We start from the raw sequence: 16,385 nt of genomic DNA on the forward strand, positions 1-16,385 counted from the left end.
AGCTTGCCCTTGTTGAAGCGCCCGTTCGGGTCGACGCGCTGCTTGTACGCGCGGAATTCGGCGATCTCGTCGTCGGTCAGGAATTCGAGCTTGGTGATGCCGATCCCGTGTTCGCCGGAAATCACGCCATCGAGCGAGCGCGCGAGCGTCATGATGCGGGCGACCGACGCGTGCGCGTCCTGCAGCATCTCGTAGTTGTCGGAGTTGACCGGGATGTTCGTGTGGACGTTGCCGTCGCCCGCGTGCATGTGCAGCGCGACGAACACGCGCCCGCGCAGCACGCGCTTGTGGATCGCCTGCGCTTCGTCGAGGATCGGCTTGAACGCGCCGCCGTTGAAGATCGCGCGCAGTTCCGCGCGGATCTCCTGCTTCCACGAGATCCGGACCGTGCGGTCCTGCGTGATGTGGAACACGGTCGCGCCCGGCTGCTCGTCCGCGCGATCGGCGAACTTCTCCGCGAGCGCCTCGTAGCCGAGCTGCACGAGGTAGTGCTGCGCCTCGCGCAGCGGCTGGTCGAGCCGGTCGCGCACGAATTCCCAGCGTGCGCGCACGCGCTTGAGCAGCTCCAGCGCCTGCTGCACGCGGTCTTCCAGCAGTTCGGCGCTCGGGATCTCGTTCGCGTCGTCGGTCTTGCCGAGCGGCAGGTTGCCGCCCCTGAAGAACGCTTCGAGCGCGTCCACCAGTTGCAGCTTGTTCTTCAGCGACAGCTCGATGTTGATCCGCTCGATGCCGTCGGTGTACTCGCCCATCCGGTTCAGCGGGATCACGACGTCCTCGTTGATCTTGAACGCGTTGGTGTGCTTCGCGATCGCGGCCGTGCGGCTGCGGTCGAGCCAGAAGCGCTTGCGCGCCTCCGCGCTGACCGCGACGAAGCCTTCGCCGCTCTTGCCGTTCGCCATCCGGATCACTTCGGACGTCGCCTGCGCGACCGCATCGGCGTCGTCGCCGACGATGTCGCCGATCAGCACCATCTTCGGGAACGCGTTGCGCTTGCTCTTGGTCGCGTAGCCGACCGCGCGCAGGTAGCGCTCGTCGAGGTGCTCGAGGCCTGCGAGGATCGCGCCGCCCTGCTTCGACGTCTCGAACAGGTAGTCCTTGATCTCGACGATGCTCGGGATCGCCTCGCGCGCCTGGCCGAAGAATTCGAGGCAGACGGTGCGCGTGTGCGCGGGCATCTTGTGCAGCACCCAGCGCGCGGACGTGATGAGCCCGTCGCAGCCTTCCTTCTGCACGCCCGGCAGGCCGGCGAGGAACTTGTCGGTGACGTCCTTGCCGAGCCCTTCCTTGCGGAACCGGCGGCCTTCGATCTCGAGCATTTCAGTGCGCAGCAGCTTCTCGCCCGGCGCGTACGCGCCGTCGAACCACTTCAGCTCGAAGCGCGCGACCGCGATGTCGTGGATCTTGCCCTGGTTGTGCTCGTGGCGCGTGACTTCGAGCCAGTTGCCGTCCGGGTCGACCATTCGCCACCACGCGAGGTTGTCGAGCGCGGTGCCCCACAGCACGGCCTTCTTGCCGCCCGCGTTCATCGCGACGTTGCCGCCGATGCACGAGGCGTCGAGCGAGGTCGGATCGACCGCGAACACGTAGCCGGCCGCTTCGGCCGCCTCCGTCACGCGGCGCGTGACGACGCCCGCGCCGGAGAAGATCGTCGGCACCTTGTGCGCGACGCCCGGCAACTCGGTCAGCTCGACCGCGCCGAGCTGTTCGAGCTTCTCGGTGTTGATCACCGCGGAGAACGGCGTGAGCGGCACCGCGCCGCCCGTGTAGCCGGTGCCGCCGCCGCGCGGGATCACGGTCAGGCCGAGTTCGAAGCAGGCCTTGACCAGCGCGGCGATCTCGGCTTCGGTGTCCGGCGTCAGCACGACGAACGGGTATTCGACGCGCCAGTCGGTCGCGTCGGTCACGTGCGACACGCGCGACAGCCCGTCGAAGCGGATGTTGTCCTTCTGCGTGCAGCGGCCGAGCGCCTTGGTCGCGCGGCGGCGCAGCTCGGCCATCTTGTCGAATTCGTCGGCGAACTCGTCGACCGCGCGCTGCGCGGCGGTTTCGAGCATTTCGACGCGCGATGCGCGTTCGCGGCCGGCGTCGTCGCGGTGCTCGGTGAGATCCGCGTTGCGGCGCTTGCCGATCTCGGTGAGGCGGTGGTTCAGCGCCTCGATCAGCAGCGCGCGGCGCTTCGGGTTGTCGAGCAGGTCGTCCTGCAGGTACGGGTTGCGACGCACGACCCAGATGTCGCCGAGCACTTCATACAGCATCCGTGCCGAGCGGCCCGTGCGGCGCTCGGCGCGCAGTTCGTCGAGCACCGCCCACGCCTCTTCGCCGAGCAGGCGGATCACGATCTCGCGATCCGAAAAGGACGTGTAGTTGTAGGGAATCTCGCGCAAGCGGGGCGCGGGGTCGGCGGCGACGGTGGCGGCCGCGCCATGCGGATCGAAAACTTGTGGTGCGTTCATGTTCGGACGACTCGGAGGGCCGATATCCCGTGCACGGGCGTCGGCAAGCGCGTGGGCGCAATCTTGGGGAAATCTGTTCTGTTACCAGGCGCGCGGCTGTCCTTCATGGGGCCGGAGCGGGCGACTCGCCCCTCCCGGCCGGCGACAGGGCCTGGCGGCACTCGGGACCATCAGCACGATCGCGCGCGGCGCGCATGCCGTTCGGCCGCGGGGCTGGCTGCGCGCGGCGTCGGCTTCAACGGTGCGATCCGAGGGTGCCTCTGCATCTTCCGAATCCTTGATTCAAAACGGAATTCTAACCCATGATCGCGCCGCCCGTGACACGCCGGACAGCTCGTGGGGCTATCGCCGCGAGCCGCGCCGGGCGGGGTTCGGCGCGATTTCGTGCGACCATTCGCCGTCCGTCCGGTCGGTAACCATGCGGTTAAACCGGTAAGGCGCACCGGTAAAAAGCGGCGCCCGGCGGCGCGAATGCCCTGCCCGCACCCGCACATGACCGCTCATGACCGCCCGCCCGGCATGCCGCTTGCGTGCGGGCGGACCCTTGGCGCTATCATTGACCCTTTACCGTCTGCATCCGCACTGCACGCGAGCGCCCATGGCATCCCACGATTACCTGAAGAAAATCCTCACCGCGCGCGTCTACGACGTCGCGATCGAGACGGAACTCGAACCGGCCCGCAACCTGTCGGCCCGGCTGCGCAACGCCGTTTACCTGAAGCGCGAGGACAACCAGCCGGTGTTCTCGTTCAAGCTGCGCGGCGCGTACAACAAGATGGCGCACATTCCGGCGGACGCGCTCGCGCGCGGCGTGATTACCGCGTCGGCCGGCAACCACGCACAGGGCGTCGCGTTCTCGGCGGCCCGGATGGGCGTGAAGGCCGTGATCGTCGTGCCGGTCACGACGCCGCAGGTGAAGGTCGACGCGGTGCGCGCGCATGGCGGCCCAAGCGTCGAGGTGATCCAGGCGGGCGAATCGTACAGCGATGCGTACGCGCACGCGGTCAAGGTCCAGCAGGAGCGCGACCTCACGTTCGTCCACCCGTTCGACGATCCGTACGTGATCGCCGGCCAGGGCACGATCGCGATGGAGATCCTGCGCCAGCACCAGGGCCCGATCCACGCGATCTTCGTGCCGATCGGCGGCGGCGGGCTCGCGTCCGGCGTCGCCGCGTACGTGAAGGCGGTGCGCCCGGAGATCAAGGTGATCGGCGTGCAGGCCGAGGATTCGTGCGCGATGAAGCAGTCGCTGGACGCGGGCGAGCGCATCGAGCTGAGCGAAGTCGGCCTGTTCGCGGACGGCACCGCGGTGAAGCTCGTCGGCGAGGAAACGTTCCGGCTGTGCCGCGAATTCCTCGACGGCGTCGTGACGGTCAATACCGACGCGCTGTGCGCGGCGATCAAGGACGTGTTCCAGGACACGCGCAGCGTGCTCGAGCCGTCCGGCGCGCTCGCGGTCGCGGGCGCGAAGCTGTACGCGGAACGCGAAGGGATCGAGAACCAGACGCTCGTCGCGGTCACGTCCGGCGCGAACATGAATTTCGACCGGATGCGCTTCGTCGCCGAGCGCGCGGAGGTCGGCGAGGCGCGCGAGGCCGTGTTCGCGGTCACGATCCCCGAGGAACGCGGCAGCTTCAAGCGCTTCTGCTCGCTCGTCGGCGATCGCAACGTCACCGAGTTCAACTACCGGATCGCCGATGCGCAATCCGCGCATATCTTCGTCGGCGTGCAGATCAAGCGCCGCGGCGAATCGGCGGAGATCGCCGCGAACTTCGAGTCGCACGGTTTCAACAGCGTCGACCTGACGCACGACGAGCTGTCGAAGGAACACATCCGCTACATGGTCGGCGGCCGCTCGCCGCTCGCGCTCGACGAGCGCCTGTTCCGCTTCGAATTCCCGGAACGGCCGGGCGCGCTGATGAAGTTCCTGTCGTCGATGGCGCCGGACTGGAACATCAGCCTGTTCCACTACCGCAACCAGGGCGCGGACTACAGCTCGATCCTCGTCGGGCTGCAGGTGCCGCAGGCCGATCGCGCCGAATTCGAACGCTTTCTCGCGGCGCTCGGCTATCCGTATGTCGAAGAGAGCGCCAACCCGGCTTACCGCCTCTTCCTGTCGTAAAGGCTTCGTGCAATGAATCCCGAACATTCCCCGCTCGGCAAGGCCACCGTCTACGCGGCGCAGTACGACGCGTCGCTGCTGTTCCCGATTCCGCGCGCCGGCGCGCGCGAGCAGCTCGGCATCACGTCGGCGCTGCCGTTCTTCGGCACCGACATCTGGAACGCGTACGAGCTGTCGTGGCTCAACGCGCGCGGCAAGCCGCAGGTCGCGATCGCGACGTTCTACGTGCCGGCCGAATCGCCGAACATCGTCGAATCGAAGTCGTTCAAGCTGTATCTCGGCTCGTTCGCGCAGTCGAAGTTCGACTCGGTCGACGCGGTGCGCGACGTGCTGAAGCGCGACGTGTCGGCCGCGTGCGGCGCGAGCGTATCGGTGCAACTGGTGTCGGCGCACGATTTCCGCCAGCTGGAGATGGACGAGCTCGACGGGCTGTCGCTCGACCGGCTCGACCTCGACACCGACGTGTACGAACCCGATCCGTCGCTGCTGTCGGCCGCCAGCGGCGAGGACGAAGCGCCGGTCGAGGAGACGCTCGTGTCCGACCTGCTGCGCTCGAACTGCCCGGTCACGGGCCAGCCCGACTGGGGCAGCGTGCAGATCCACTACGTCGGGCCGCAGATCGACCACGCGGGCCTGCTGCGCTACATCATCTCGTTCCGTAATCACACGGGCTTTCACGAGCAGTGCGTCGAGCGGATCTTTCTGGACATCCTGCATGCGTGCAAACCGGTGAAGCTCGCGGTGTATGCGCGCTATACGCGCCGCGGCGGGCTCGACATCAACCCGTTCCGTACGAACTACAACCAGCCGATGCCGGATAACGCGCGGACGGCGCGGCAGTGAACGAGTGGGCTGGCGGGCATGTTGCCGTCCGCCGACACCGCCTTGCGGAAGGCGCGCCTCTCTAATTCGGTGCGAACACGTCGGCCCGGCACTTCGGACAATACAGGTAGATTGTTCGACCATCGTGCAGGGAAATGAAGCCTCGCCTTGCCTGGTCTATCCTCCATTTCGCCGCGCCACCACCTGCTAGACGCGCTTCGCCTTCGGCATAGCAATTCGCGGCGTCCAGGTCATGGCTGCACGCCCGTTCTGTTACGCGGTCCGCACGCTTGAAAAACGCGCTGACATCCGCCTGCCGAAGAACGAACGCACGACACATCTCTGCCGTTTCATCCCCGCTGATATCAGCCGACCATGCACCGTTCCTGACGATTTCGACTGACTCCGGCACGACAGCGGGTACCGCGCCGGCAGGCGATACCCTATTGGACAGCGTGCCCGCAGCCGCACTGTGGCTGAGCGCGAGCGCCAACATCAAAACTGCGATCCAAATCACCATTGCACTCTCGCCGCCTCCGTCCGGTTCTTTCGCGATACTGTCGGATGGCGGTAGCCCCCACGCCCTCGTCTCGGCTCTCACGGCCACTTAGCCAGTCGCGCGGCATCCCATTTCCGTTCGACCGCTGCGCGGTACAGCATTGCCAGCGTGATCGGTTCCCGTTCGAGAGCGTGCGGTTTTCGGAGCACCCATCGACGGAACAACGAATAGAAGCCCCCTTCGCCCTCCATCAGGAAATACCGGTAAAAATCGAAGTCGCCGGTATCGACGGAAAAACGCTCGAAAAAGCGACCCATGAAATCGTCGGCTTCGTCGCCGGTCTGGCCAAGATTCTCCCAAAGCCTCGTGGCGGCGAACAACGGCGTCGATTTGCCAAGCCTTACCTCTGATCTGACGAAGACCTCGATCTCATCCCAACGCACGTTTTCCATCAAAACACCTTGCCCCCTGGTTTGAAAGGCGGTTGTACCCGGCGAATCGCGCCATGCATCCGCGGCTTGCTGTCGCAGCCCGCTCGGACAGGTGTCACGTTGGGGCCCGTTGGAAAAAACTTCGTCACACAATGCAAAGTTCCGGGCCGCTCGTACCGAGTTGTATTTGAACGTCCTCCGCTTATCTGCTCGCCCTCGCATCGACTGCCTCAAATGCAACAAGGCCGGTGCACGTCAATGCACCGGCCTTGTTGTAAAGCTTCCGCCCTCGCCGTATTACTTCACCGGCGGCTTGTAAGCGATGCAATCGACCTCGACCTTGCAGTCGATGACCATGCTCGACTGCACGCACGCGCGGGCCGGCGGGTTCTCGCCGAAGTACGACACGAACACCTTGTTGAACGACGCGAAGTCGCGCGCGTCGTCGAGCCATACGCCGCAGCGCACGACGTGCTCGAGGCCGTAGCCGGCTTCCTTCAGGATCGCGATCACGTTCTCGATCGTCTGCTTCGACTGCGTGACGATCCCGCCTTCGACGACCTCGCCGTTCACCATCGGCGTCTGGCCCGACACGTACAGCCAGCCGTCGGCCTCGACCGCACGCGCGAACGGCATCACCTGGCCGCCGGTCCCCTTCGCTTCGCCTACGCCATATCGCTTCATCGTTTCACTCCTCGTTTGTCGGCCGGAGCCGGCGCTTCAGCGCCTGCTCCGGCCCCATGCAACGCACGGTTGCGGATGCGCGCGCCAGCTGCTGCGGCGCGCGGAAGATCGGAATGCGCGCGTTCAGAACGCCGCATCGGCACTGGCCGCCACGCGCTCGCCGCGCGCGACGAACCCGCCGGCGCGCTCGCCGGTCGGCTGGCCGTTTTCGTAGGTCAGCACGCCGTTCACCCACACGGCGTCGATCCCGTGCGCGGGTTGTTGCGGCTTCTCGAACGTCGCGGCGTCGCTCACACGCGCCGGATCGAACAGCACGAGATCCGCGTGGTAGCCGACATGCACTTCGCCGCGCTTCGCGATCCCGTAGCGGCGCGCGGACAGCGACGTCATCTTGCGGATCGCCTCCTCGAGCGGCAGCAGGTTGGTCTCGCGTACGTAGTGGCCGAGCACGCGCGGGAACGCGCCCCACAGCCGCGGGTGCGGCAGCGGATCGTTCGGCAGGCCGTCGGAGCCGACCATCGTCGCCGGATGCGACAGGATCTTGCGCACGTCGTCCTCGGACATGTTGTGGTACACGGCGCCCGCCGGGCGGATGCGCTGCGCGGCTTCCTGCTCCGTCACGCCCCAGTCGGCCGCGATCGCCTTCAGCAGCTTGCCCGCGACTTCCGGGTGCGGCTCCGACCACGTGATCGTGATGTCGATGTCGCCCGTCACCTGCTTCAGGTCGAGCGTCGACGAGCTGCGGCTGTACGGATAGCAGTCGCAGCCGACCGGCTGGTAGCGGCGCGCGCCTTCGAGCGACGCGAGCACCTCGGTGCTGCGCCCCCAGTTCGACGGGCCCGCGCACTTCAGGTGCGAGATCACGACCGGCACCTGCGCGTGGCGGCCGACGCGATAGGCCTCGTCCATCGCGTCGAGGATCGCGTCGAACTCGGTGCGCATGTGCGTCGTGTACAGCGCGCCGGCTTGGGCGAGCGGCTCAGCGAGCGCCATCACTTCCTCGGCCGGCGCCGCGAACGCGGAGCCGTACGCGAGGCCCGACGACAGGCCGAGCGCGCCATTCGCGAGTGCCTCCTCGAGCTGCGCGCGCATGCCGGCAATCTCGCCGTCGGTCGCCGCGCGGTCGAGGCGGTCCATCTGGTTGTTGCGCAGCGCCGTATGGCCGACGAGCGCCGCGACGTTCACGGACGGGCGCGCAGCGTTCACGGCCGCGACGTAAGCGGCGAAGGTCGGATACTGGAACGCGCCGCGCTCGCCGAGCAGGTTCATCGGGTCGGGCGGATCGCCCGCGAGCGTCACCGGCGAGGCGCTGATCCCGCAGTTGCCGACGATCACGGTCGTCACGCCCTGCGAGATCTTCGGGATCATCTCCGGCGCGCGGATCACGTGCGTGTCGTCGTGCGTGTGCACGTCGACGAAACCCGGCGCGAGCGCCCGGCCGTTCGCGTCGACGACGTTCTCGGCGAGCCAGTTCGACAGGTTGCCGATCGCCGCGATCAGGCCGTTGCGGATCGCGACGTCGCGCGTGACGGGCGGCGCGCCGGTGCCGTCGTACAACTGCGCGCCGACGATCAGCGTATCGGCCGCTTCGGGATGCGAATGCATGGTCAGTCTCCTACCGGTTGACGGTCTCCGCCGCCGCGGTGCGCATCGAGCGCGTGTTTGATGCGGCGCAGCGATTCCCGGCCCGCATCGCCGAGCCGCAATGCGACGCCGGTGACGAGCACGTCGATCGCCATCATCATCGCGTAGCGCGATGTCGACGGCTTGTAGATGAAATCGGTTTCGAACGCGACGACGGGAATCAGGTGGTCGGCGAGCTTCGCGAGCGGCGACGCCGGCGCGGTGATCGCGATCAGCTTCGCGCCGTAGCGCTTCGCGAGCCGGCAGCTTTCGAGCAGCTCGGGTACGCGCCCGCTCACCGACAACGCGACGACGACGGTGTCGCTCGACAGCGTCGCGGCCACCATCCGCTGCAACAGGCTGTCCTGGTAGCTCGCGACCGGCCGGCCGAAACGCACGAGCCGGAAGCGCAGCTCGTCGGCCAGCGCGGTCGAGCCGCCGCCCTGCCCGTACACGTAGGTCATCTTCGCGGCGGCGAGCAGGTCGGCCGCCGCGTCGAACGACGTATTGCGCAGCAGCTGGTGGTTGTGCGCGAGCGCCACGCGGATCTCGTCGTAGACCATCGACGCGGGGCTCGCGTCGTCGGCCGGCGTGTCGTCGGACGGCACCAGGAAGCGCTGGCCGACGGCCGCCGCCTGCGCGACGAGCACCTTCAGTTCGCGCACGTCGCGGCAGCCGACGGCCTTCGCGAAACGCGTGACCGTCGCGACGCTGACCTCCGCGTCGCGCGCGAGCGCGCCGATGCTCGCATGCGCGGCGCGCGCCAGATCGGCGAGGATGAACGCGGCGACCTTGCGCTCGGCTTCGCGCAGCTCGGGCGCGCACTCGGCGATCCGCGCGACGATGTCGAGGACCGGCGGGGCGGCCTGAGCCGGATGCGGCTCGGCGGCGAGCGGAGCGGACGGGGAAGCGGGCGTATTCATCGGCGAAAAGGGTGGGCTTGATGTTATTAAATAACATCACCGCGCCGATGCTACTTTCTGTACCATCTGCATGTCAACTTCAGTGCAATGCATAGTGATGATGGAGCGGGATGACATGAAAGTTACAAACTATCAGGAAGCGACGATCGATCCGTTCGGCAAGGGCCTGGGCAATCTGCCGAGCGCGAGCGTGCCGCTCGGCGACGCGGGCCGGCTCGAATGGAACCTGCTCGCGGAAGACGTCAGCCTGCCGGCCGCCGTGCTTTACGAGGATCGCGTCGAGCACAACCTGAACTGGATGCAGGCGTTCGTGCAGAAATACGGCGTCAAGTTCGCGCCGCACGGCAAGACGACGATGGCGCCGCAACTGTTCCGCCGCCAGCTCGACGCCGGCGCGTGGGGCATCACGCTCGCGACCGCGCACCAGACGCAGGCCGCGTATCACGGCGGCGTGCGCCGCGTGTTGCTCGCGAACCAGTTGGTCGGCCGCCAGAACATGACGATCATCGCCGGGCTGCTGTCCGATCCCGATTTCGAATTCTTCTGTCTCGTCGATTCCGCGGAGAGCGTCGACCAGCTCGGCCGCTTCTTCGGCGACGCGAAAAAATCGCTGAACGTGCTGATCGAGCTCGGCGTGCCGGGCGGCCGCGCGGGCGTGCGCGATGCCGCGCAGCGCGAGGCCGTGCTGGCCGCGATCGCACGCTATCCGGACACGCTGAAGCTGGCCGGCATCGAGCTCTATGAAGGCGTGCTGAAAGAGGAAGGCGAAATCCGCGCGTTCCTGCAGGAAGCCGTCGCGCTCACGCGCGAGCTGGCCGAAGCCGGCCGCTTCGCGCGCACGCCGGCGATCCTGTCCGGCGCCGGTTCGGCGTGGTACGACGTGGTCGCGGAAGAATTCAGGAAGGCGTCCGACGCGGGCTTCGCGGAAGTCGTGCTGCGTCCGGGCTGCTACCTGACGCACGATGTCGGCATCTACAAGAAAGCGCAGACCGACGTGTTCGCGCGCAACCCGATCGCCCGCTCGATGGGCGAAGGGCTGCTGCCGGCGCTGCAGCTGTGGGCGTACGTGCAGTCGGTGCCGGAAGCCGACCGTGCGATCGTCGCGCTCGGCAAGCGCGACGCGGCATTCGACGCGGGCCTGCCCGAGCCGGCGCGCCACTTCCGCCCGGGTCGCGACACCGCGCCGCGCGACGTCGCCGCCACCGAAGGCTGGGCCGTCACCGGGATGATGGACCAGCACGCGTACCTGCAGATCCCGCCGGGCGCGGACGTGAAGGTCGGCGACATGGTCGCGTTCGACATCTCGCACCCGTGCCTGACGTTCGACAAGTGGCGCCAGGTGCTCGTGCTCGATCCGCAGTTCCGCGTGACGGAAGTCGTCGAAACCTTCTTCTGACGCACGCCGCACGCCGCGCCGCCCTGCCGCTCGCGCGGGGCGGCCGTCACGCGCGCTTCAATCTGCGGGAGTACACTGCGCTTTCGTCCTCGGGGCCCGTCACGGCCGTCATGCACGGCGCGACCGGGCCTTCAACGCTGCTTCACTGGAGAAAGCCATGGCCGCGAAGAAGATCCTGTTCCTGACCGGCGATTTCGCCGAAGACTACGAAACGATGGTGCCGTTCCAGGCGCTGCAGGCCGTCGGCCACCACGTCGACGCAGTCTGCCCGGGCAAGCGCGCGGGCGACAAGATCAAGACCGCGATCCACGATTTCGAGGGCGACCAGACCTACACCGAGAAACCCGGCCACCACTTCACGCTGAACGCGGCGTTCGACGACGTCGATGCGGCGCGCTACGACGCACTCGCGATCGCGGGCGGCCGTGCGCCCGAATATCTGCGACTCGATCCGAAGGTGATTTCGCTCGTGCGCGAGTTCGCCGAAGCCGGCAAGCCGATCGCGGCGATCTGCCACGCGGCGCAACTGCTCGCGGCCGCCGACGTGATCCGCGGCAAGCGCATTTCGGCCTACCCGGCCTGCGCGCCGGAAGTGAAGCTGGCGGGCGGCGAATACGCGGACATTCCGGTCGACGCGGCCGTGACCGACGCGCCGTTCGTCACCGCGCCCGCATGGCCCGCGCATCCGGCCTGGCTCGCGCAGTTCCTCGCGCTGCTCGGCACGCGCATCGAGCTGTAAACCTGCACCCACTCAGAATGAAATGAAGCGATGGCCGGCGGCGCTGACGTGCCGCCCGGCCGCGCACGTCAACGCGCGGCCGGTGTCGACCCGACGTCCGCGATCCGCGATTCCAGCATCGCGAGCGCACCCGACAGTGCATTGAGCACGTCGTCCGGCAACTGCGCCATCGTCTGTTCGAGAAACGCCTTGCGGCGCGGCAGGCACGCGTCGAACGCCGCGCGGCCTGCGTCCGTCAGCGTGACGTTGGTCACGCGGTTGTCGCGCACGTCCGACTCGCGCTCGATCCAGCCGAGCGCATCGAGCGACTTCAACTGGCGCGTGAGCGCGCCCGGATCGATGCGCAGCACTTCGACAAGCTTCTTCTGCGACGAATGCCCGTCCATCGTGTGCAGCGCGACCATGATGCGCCAGCGCGGCATCGGCTGCCCGACGTGCGCTTCGAACGCGGTCATGAATGCGCGATACGTGCGTCCGAATTGCTGCAAGATCGCGACGCGGTCCTGTTCTTCCATGCGCTGATTTCGTTCCGGTGAATCGTTGAGTCGTCGAATCGCTCGCCCGATCGGTCAATCGGCCGCGACGTGCGGTTCGATCTTGCGCCGTAGCGCGATCGGCGGCACGCGGCGGCACTGCCACACCGACACCACGGCGACGACGGCCGCCATCGCGACGCCCAGATGAATCGCGCCGACCAGCGATTCGCGGGCCGCTTCCAGCAACAGCGCGCCATTATGCCCGGCACGCGTCAACTCCGCGACGAGACCGCCCTGCGCCGCGCGATCGATCAGGATCTGCGGATCGGCGAGCCGCGCGTGCCACTGCATCGCGTGATCAGCCGACAGCGCATTGCGCACGCCGCTCGAATACATCTGATTGACGAGCGTACCCGTGAGCGCGGTGCCGAGCATCCCGCCGACCATCCGCAGCGACTGCAGCAGTGCGGTCGCGATGCCGAGGTGCTCGCGGCCGGCCGTCTGCTGCGCGAACACGGTCAGGTTCGGCAGCACGAAGCCGAGCCCGATGCCGCCCGCGACCATCAGCGCCATCAGCATCCAGGTCGGCGTCGTGTGGGTCGCCACGACGATGCCCGCGCACGCGATGGCGAACAGCACGAAGCCGACGTGCAGCATCGCGTTCGGGTTGCGAATGCGCGTGACGACGCGGCCGTTCATGATGCTGCCGATCGTGATGAACACGACGAGCGGCGTGATCACGAGCCCGGCTTCCTTCGGCGACATCCCGAAGCCGCCCTGGAACAGCAACGGCGCGTAGAACAGCAGCGAGAACATCGAGAAACCGGCGAGGATCGCGAGCACGAAGAGCGCCGACAGCGCGCGGTTGCCGAACATGTCGAACGGCAGAATCGGCTGCGCGCAGCGCTTCTCCCGGTGCCACAGGCCGATGCCGGCGCCGACCGCGACGACGAGCAGCAGCGACGCCCAGCTCGCGATGCCGTACTTCGGCAGCCATTCGACGAACAGTTGCAGCGCGCCGAGCGACAGCGCGATCAACAGCGCGCCCGGCCAGTCGAGCCGCATCTTGCGGTCGTGCTCGACGTGGCGCAGGTGCGGCAGGTAGCGCCACACGAACAACAGCGACAGCAGGCCGACCGGCAGGTTCACGTAGAACACCGAGCGCCAGCCGAACGACTGGGTCAGCACGCCGCCGAGCGACGGGCCGACCGCGTTCGCGATGCCGAACGCGGAGCTCATCAGCACCTGCCAGCGCAGCCGCACGACGGAATCGGGGAACAGATCGGGAATGCACGCGAACGCGGTGCCGACCAGCATCCCGCCGCCGATCCCCTGCAGCCCGCGCGCGAGCACGAGGGTCAGCATGTCGTTGGCCATACCGCACAACACCGACGCGCCGGTGAACACGACGATCGACGCGATCACGAACGGCTTGCGGCCGTAGTAGTCGCCGAGCCGGCCGAAGATCGGCACCGTGATCACGGAACTGAGCAGGTACGAGGTCGCGACCCACGCGTACAGGTCGAAGCCGCGGAGTTCGGCGACGATGGTCGGCAGCGCGGTGCCGACGACGGTCTGGTCCAGCGCGACCAGCATGGTGACGAACGAGATCCCGATCATCGCGAGCAGCGATTCGCGGAATGGCAGGACTTGCCCGCTCGAATGGTGGGCGGCAGTGTGAACGGCCATTTTTTGTCGATGCAACTTTTGCCGGGTCAAAGAATCTCAAAATTCTAGCATGCGGGAGTAATCTAGGCTGGCGATGGGTCAGGGCCTGTTCATGCCAAGGAGAAAGATGGAACCGATTTCAATCACCCCCGCGACGACGCTGTCGGCCGACGATCGGGACGCGCTGCGGCGCGCGAAGCAGGTGCTGGAAAGCCCGTCGCTGACGATGAAGCTGACGGGTGTGCTCGGCGCGCCGGTCGAGAAAATGATCGCGCGGCTGCCGGACTTCGCGACCGGCAAGATCAACGATGCGACGCAGCTCGCGCTGCGCAAGTGCCTGAACATCGCGCTGCGCACGCTCGGCAAGCCGCAGGCGCCGGACGCCGAGCCCGAGAAGCCGAGCAATCTGCTGCACAAGCTCGCGGTCGCGACGACCGGCGCGGCGGGCGGCGCGTTCGGCTTTCTCGCGCTGCCGGTCGAGCTGCCGGTGACGACCACGCTGATCTTCCGCTCGGTGTGCGACATCGCGCGCAGCGAGGGCGAGGACCTGACCTCGGTCGATACGCAGCTGCAATGCCTGGCCGTGCTCGGCATGGGCGGCCACGCGGACAAGCAGGAGGAGGACGCCGACCTCGGCTATTTCGTGCTGCGCGGCGCGCTCGCGCAGGCGATCTCGAAGGCGTCGTCGGACATCACGGCGAAAGGCATCGCCGCGCACAGCTCGGCGGCCGTGTTCAAGCTCGTGCAGACGGTGGCGTCGCGCTTCTCGGTGCAGGTGACCGAGCAGATGGCCGCGAAGTCGATCCCGGCGATCGGCGCGGTGCTCGGCGCGACCGTCAACACGCTGTTCATCGACCACTTCCAGCAGATGGCGCACGGCCACTTCACCGTGCGCCGGCTCGAACGCAAGTACGGCTCGGTGGCCGTCCAGGCGGCCTATCAGGCAATCGACGCCTCGCCCGCGCGCTGAACTGCACGCTCGACCGCGACACGGCGCAGGAACGCGGCCGCGCGGTCGAGCGCGTCGCGCGCTTCCGGCACCATCGGCGCGTACAGTTGCCACACGTGCGGCATGTCGGGCCACACCTCGATATCAACCTGAACGCCGGCCGCCTTTGCCTTCTCGGCGACGCGGCGCGAATCGTCGAGCAGCACCTCGGTGCTGCCGGCCTGGATGTACAGCGGCGGCAGGCCCGTGAAATCGGCGTAAAACGGCGACGCGTACGGATGCGTCGCCGGCGCGTCGCCGAGATACAGCTTCGCCGCCTTCGGCAGCGCCGCGGCCGCGAACATCGGGTCGACGCCGTCGTTGCTGCGCATCGTGCCGCCGGTGCCGGCGAGGTCCGTCCACGGCGAGAACAGGATCGCGCCGGCCGGCAGCGGCTCGCCGCGATCGCGCAGCGCGACGAGCGTCGCGAGCGCGAGGCCGCCGCCCGCCGAATCGCCGCCGAACACGATCGACTCGGGCGGCGTGCCGAGGGCCAGCAGTTGCCGGTACGCGGCGAGCGCATCGTCGAGCGCGGCCGGGAAGCGGTTTTCGGGCGCGAGGCGGTAGTCGAGCGAGAACGCGCGCACGCCCGCGCGCTTCGTCAGCCCGAACACCAGCGGCCGGTGGGTCTTCGTCGAACAGAAGTAGTAACCGCCGCCGTGGAAATACAACAGCGTGCGGCCGGAACCGCGCGCCGCGCCCGCGTCGGTGCGTTCGAGCCATTCGCCGCGCAGCGGTGCGTCGCCCGGGCCGTAGCACTGGCGCAGCCGGTAGCCCGACGGTGCGCGGCGCGGCACGATCATCCGCAGGTCGGTAAAGCGCCGGGCACGCGCGGGGTCGAGCACCTCGCGCGTGGTCTCGGGACGAAACTGCCAGCGCAACAGCCAACAGGCGAACTTGCTTTGCCAACTCATCGGACGCACTCCGTCATCGCAATGTGACGATGGTACGTGCGAACACTCCCGCGTCGCTCGACAGGTGCCTCTACATCAAACGCCGGCGCTCAGTTCGCCGGCATCATCTGCCCGCGGATCTCCCCCGACGGGTGTTCCTTCGTATGAATGTTGAAGTACCACCTGCCGCCCATCAGGTCGGTGACCTGCGCGTCCGTGAGTTCCTTCGAACCCTTGATCGGGCTCGCCAGCTCGTCCTTCGGAATCGGCACCTGCACGCCGGCGTTCTGGCCGACCGGCGCGGGCCCGTGGAAATGCGCGGCCGTGGCCGGCCCCGTGAGATGTTCGTAAGTGACCGTCCACTGCAGCATGCGGGTGGCCGTGTCGTAGGCGGCGACGACGGTGCCCGAGCCCTTGGTCGCCGTCGGCGGCACTTCGCTCGACGGCTGCAGGTTGGCGGACAGGCGCACCGTTTCGGCAGCGGCGCTGCCGGCGACCAGTACACCCGCGAATAACGCGACCTGGAGCAAACGCAGCTTGAGCATGGATTCTCCTTGTACGACGTGGTACGCCGCCCGGGCGGGGGCGCTACGCATGATGGTAGTCGATCGCCGCGGCGCCGGCAGTCCGCCGAACGGCCATGCTGCGAATCGCCGCACCGCCCGTCG

Annotated in this window: 15 protein-coding genes; 5 read left to right on the plus strand and 10 right to left on the minus strand. The window is 67.6% G+C overall.

Annotated elements, in window-relative coordinates; genetic code table 11:
* Positions 1-2,453 (minus strand): DUF3683 domain-containing protein (locus tag HWX14_RS27960; RefSeq protein ID WP_175885600.1); only part of this gene is annotated, 2,453 nt, incomplete at its 3' end.
* 598 nt (positions 2,454-3,051) lie between these two features.
* Between HWX14_RS27960 and ilvA the strand changes: the two genes are divergently transcribed.
* Together ilvA and queF are read left to right on the plus strand one after the other, a co-directional pair.
* Complete coding sequence (gene ilvA / locus HWX14_RS27965; RefSeq protein WP_175885601.1) at positions 3,052-4,575, plus strand: threonine ammonia-lyase, biosynthetic; 1,524 nt, start codon at positions 3,052-3,054, stop codon at positions 4,573-4,575.
* 12 nt (positions 4,576-4,587) lie between these two features.
* A complete protein-coding gene (queF, locus tag HWX14_RS27970; RefSeq protein WP_175885602.1) occupies positions 4,588-5,418 on the plus strand; it encodes an NADPH-dependent 7-cyano-7-deazaguanine reductase QueF in 831 nt (276 codons plus the stop codon).
* Positions 5,419-5,479: 61 nt separating this feature from the next.
* Here queF and HWX14_RS27975 read toward each other — a convergent pair whose 3' ends face one another.
* The 5 genes from HWX14_RS27975 to HWX14_RS27995 form a co-directional block, all read right to left on the minus strand.
* The gene (locus tag HWX14_RS27975) at positions 5,480-5,917 is read right to left on the minus strand and encodes a hypothetical protein (protein ID WP_175885603.1); all 438 of its coding nucleotides are present in this window, start codon (positions 5,915-5,917) and stop codon (positions 5,480-5,482) included.
* Positions 5,918-5,994: 77 nt separating this feature from the next.
* Entirely contained in the window at positions 5,995-6,348 is a 354-nt protein-coding gene (locus HWX14_RS27980) for a DUF1493 family protein (RefSeq protein WP_175885604.1), read from the minus strand.
* A gap of 276 nt (positions 6,349-6,624) precedes the next feature.
* The gene (locus HWX14_RS27985; RefSeq protein WP_050016655.1) at positions 6,625-7,011 is read right to left on the minus strand and encodes a RidA family protein; all 387 of its coding nucleotides are present in this window, start codon (positions 7,009-7,011) and stop codon (positions 6,625-6,627) included.
* 123 nt (positions 7,012-7,134) lie between these two features.
* Positions 7,135-8,616, minus strand: a complete 1,482-nt coding sequence (locus HWX14_RS27990) for a D-aminoacylase (RefSeq protein WP_175885605.1) — start codon at positions 8,614-8,616, stop codon at positions 7,135-7,137.
* Positions 8,617-8,618: 2 nt separating this feature from the next.
* Positions 8,619-9,557, minus strand: coding sequence for a MurR/RpiR family transcriptional regulator (locus HWX14_RS27995; RefSeq protein ID WP_175885606.1), 939 nt, complete (start codon positions 9,555-9,557; stop codon positions 8,619-8,621).
* A 115-nt stretch (positions 9,558-9,672) separates the two neighbouring features.
* Between HWX14_RS27995 and HWX14_RS28000 the strand changes: the two genes are divergently transcribed.
* Positions 9,673-10,953 carry an amino acid deaminase gene (locus tag HWX14_RS28000; RefSeq protein WP_175885607.1) on the plus strand — a complete coding sequence of 427 codons (1,281 nt, stop codon included), beginning with the start codon at positions 9,673-9,675 and terminating at the stop codon, positions 10,951-10,953.
* A 157-nt stretch (positions 10,954-11,110) separates the two neighbouring features.
* A complete protein-coding gene (locus HWX14_RS28005; RefSeq protein WP_089435629.1) occupies positions 11,111-11,692 on the plus strand; it encodes a DJ-1/PfpI family protein in 582 nt (193 codons plus the stop codon).
* 68 nt (positions 11,693-11,760) lie between these two features.
* Here HWX14_RS28005 and HWX14_RS28010 read toward each other — a convergent pair whose 3' ends face one another.
* Together HWX14_RS28010 and HWX14_RS28015 are read right to left on the minus strand one after the other, a co-directional pair.
* On the minus strand, positions 11,761-12,207 hold the full coding sequence (locus HWX14_RS28010) for a MarR family transcriptional regulator (protein ID WP_175885608.1): 447 nt from the start codon (positions 12,205-12,207) through the stop codon (positions 11,761-11,763).
* Between the two features lie 54 nt (positions 12,208-12,261).
* On the minus strand, positions 12,262-13,857 hold the full coding sequence (locus HWX14_RS28015; protein ID WP_175885609.1) for an MDR family MFS transporter: 1,596 nt from the start codon (positions 13,855-13,857) through the stop codon (positions 12,262-12,264).
* A gap of 106 nt (positions 13,858-13,963) precedes the next feature.
* On the opposite strand from HWX14_RS28015, the gene HWX14_RS28020 reads away from it, so the two are divergent.
* Positions 13,964-14,806 (plus strand): EcsC family protein, encoded by an 843-nt coding sequence (locus HWX14_RS28020; RefSeq protein ID WP_175885610.1) that lies wholly within the window; start codon positions 13,964-13,966, stop codon positions 14,804-14,806.
* Here the strand turns inward: HWX14_RS28020 and HWX14_RS28025 are convergent.
* Both HWX14_RS28025 and HWX14_RS28030 read right to left on the minus strand, forming a co-directional pair.
* Positions 14,776-15,738, minus strand: a complete 963-nt coding sequence (locus HWX14_RS28025) for an alpha/beta hydrolase (RefSeq protein ID WP_175885611.1) — start codon at positions 15,736-15,738, stop codon at positions 14,776-14,778. The two genes, HWX14_RS28020 and HWX14_RS28025, sit on opposite strands and share 31 nt — an antisense overlap.
* A gap of 89 nt (positions 15,739-15,827) precedes the next feature.
* Positions 15,828-16,262, minus strand: a complete 435-nt coding sequence (locus HWX14_RS28030; protein ID WP_175885612.1) for a CHRD domain-containing protein — start codon at positions 16,260-16,262, stop codon at positions 15,828-15,830.
* Positions 16,263-16,385 lie beyond the last annotated feature (123 nt).

The sequence above is a fragment of the Burkholderia sp. BCC0044 genome, from assembly GCF_902832955.1.
In the GTDB taxonomy this organism is placed as follows: Bacteria; Pseudomonadota; Gammaproteobacteria; order Burkholderiales; family Burkholderiaceae; genus Burkholderia.

Coding starts and splice junctions, on each gene's coding strand:
- HWX14_RS28000 (WP_175885607.1), top strand. CDS start 9,673: ATGAAAGTTACAAACTATCAGGAAGCGACGATCGATCCGTTCGGCAAG.
- HWX14_RS27975 (WP_175885603.1), bottom strand. CDS start 5,917: ATGGTGATTTGGATCGCAGTTTTGATGTTGGCGCTCGCGCTCAGCCAC.
- HWX14_RS28010 (WP_175885608.1), bottom strand. CDS start 12,207: ATGGAAGAACAGGACCGCGTCGCGATCTTGCAGCAATTCGGACGCACG.
- HWX14_RS28025 (WP_175885611.1), bottom strand. CDS start 15,738: ATGAGTTGGCAAAGCAAGTTCGCCTGTTGGCTGTTGCGCTGGCAGTTT.
- HWX14_RS28015 (WP_175885609.1), bottom strand. CDS start 13,857: ATGGCCGTTCACACTGCCGCCCACCATTCGAGCGGGCAAGTCCTGCCA.
- HWX14_RS27990 (WP_175885605.1), bottom strand. CDS start 8,616: ATGCATTCGCATCCCGAAGCGGCCGATACGCTGATCGTCGGCGCGCAG.
- HWX14_RS27995 (WP_175885606.1), bottom strand. CDS start 9,557: ATGAATACGCCCGCTTCCCCGTCCGCTCCGCTCGCCGCCGAGCCGCAT.
- HWX14_RS27980 (WP_175885604.1), bottom strand. CDS start 6,348: ATGGAAAACGTGCGTTGGGATGAGATCGAGGTCTTCGTCAGATCAGAG.
- queF (WP_175885602.1), top strand. CDS start 4,588: ATGAATCCCGAACATTCCCCGCTCGGCAAGGCCACCGTCTACGCGGCG.
- HWX14_RS28020 (WP_175885610.1), top strand. CDS start 13,964: ATGGAACCGATTTCAATCACCCCCGCGACGACGCTGTCGGCCGACGAT.
- HWX14_RS27985 (WP_050016655.1), bottom strand. CDS start 7,011: ATGAAGCGATATGGCGTAGGCGAAGCGAAGGGGACCGGCGGCCAGGTG.
- HWX14_RS28005 (WP_089435629.1), top strand. CDS start 11,111: ATGGCCGCGAAGAAGATCCTGTTCCTGACCGGCGATTTCGCCGAAGAC.
- ilvA (WP_175885601.1), top strand. CDS start 3,052: ATGGCATCCCACGATTACCTGAAGAAAATCCTCACCGCGCGCGTCTAC.
- HWX14_RS28030 (WP_175885612.1), bottom strand. CDS start 16,262: ATGCTCAAGCTGCGTTTGCTCCAGGTCGCGTTATTCGCGGGTGTACTG.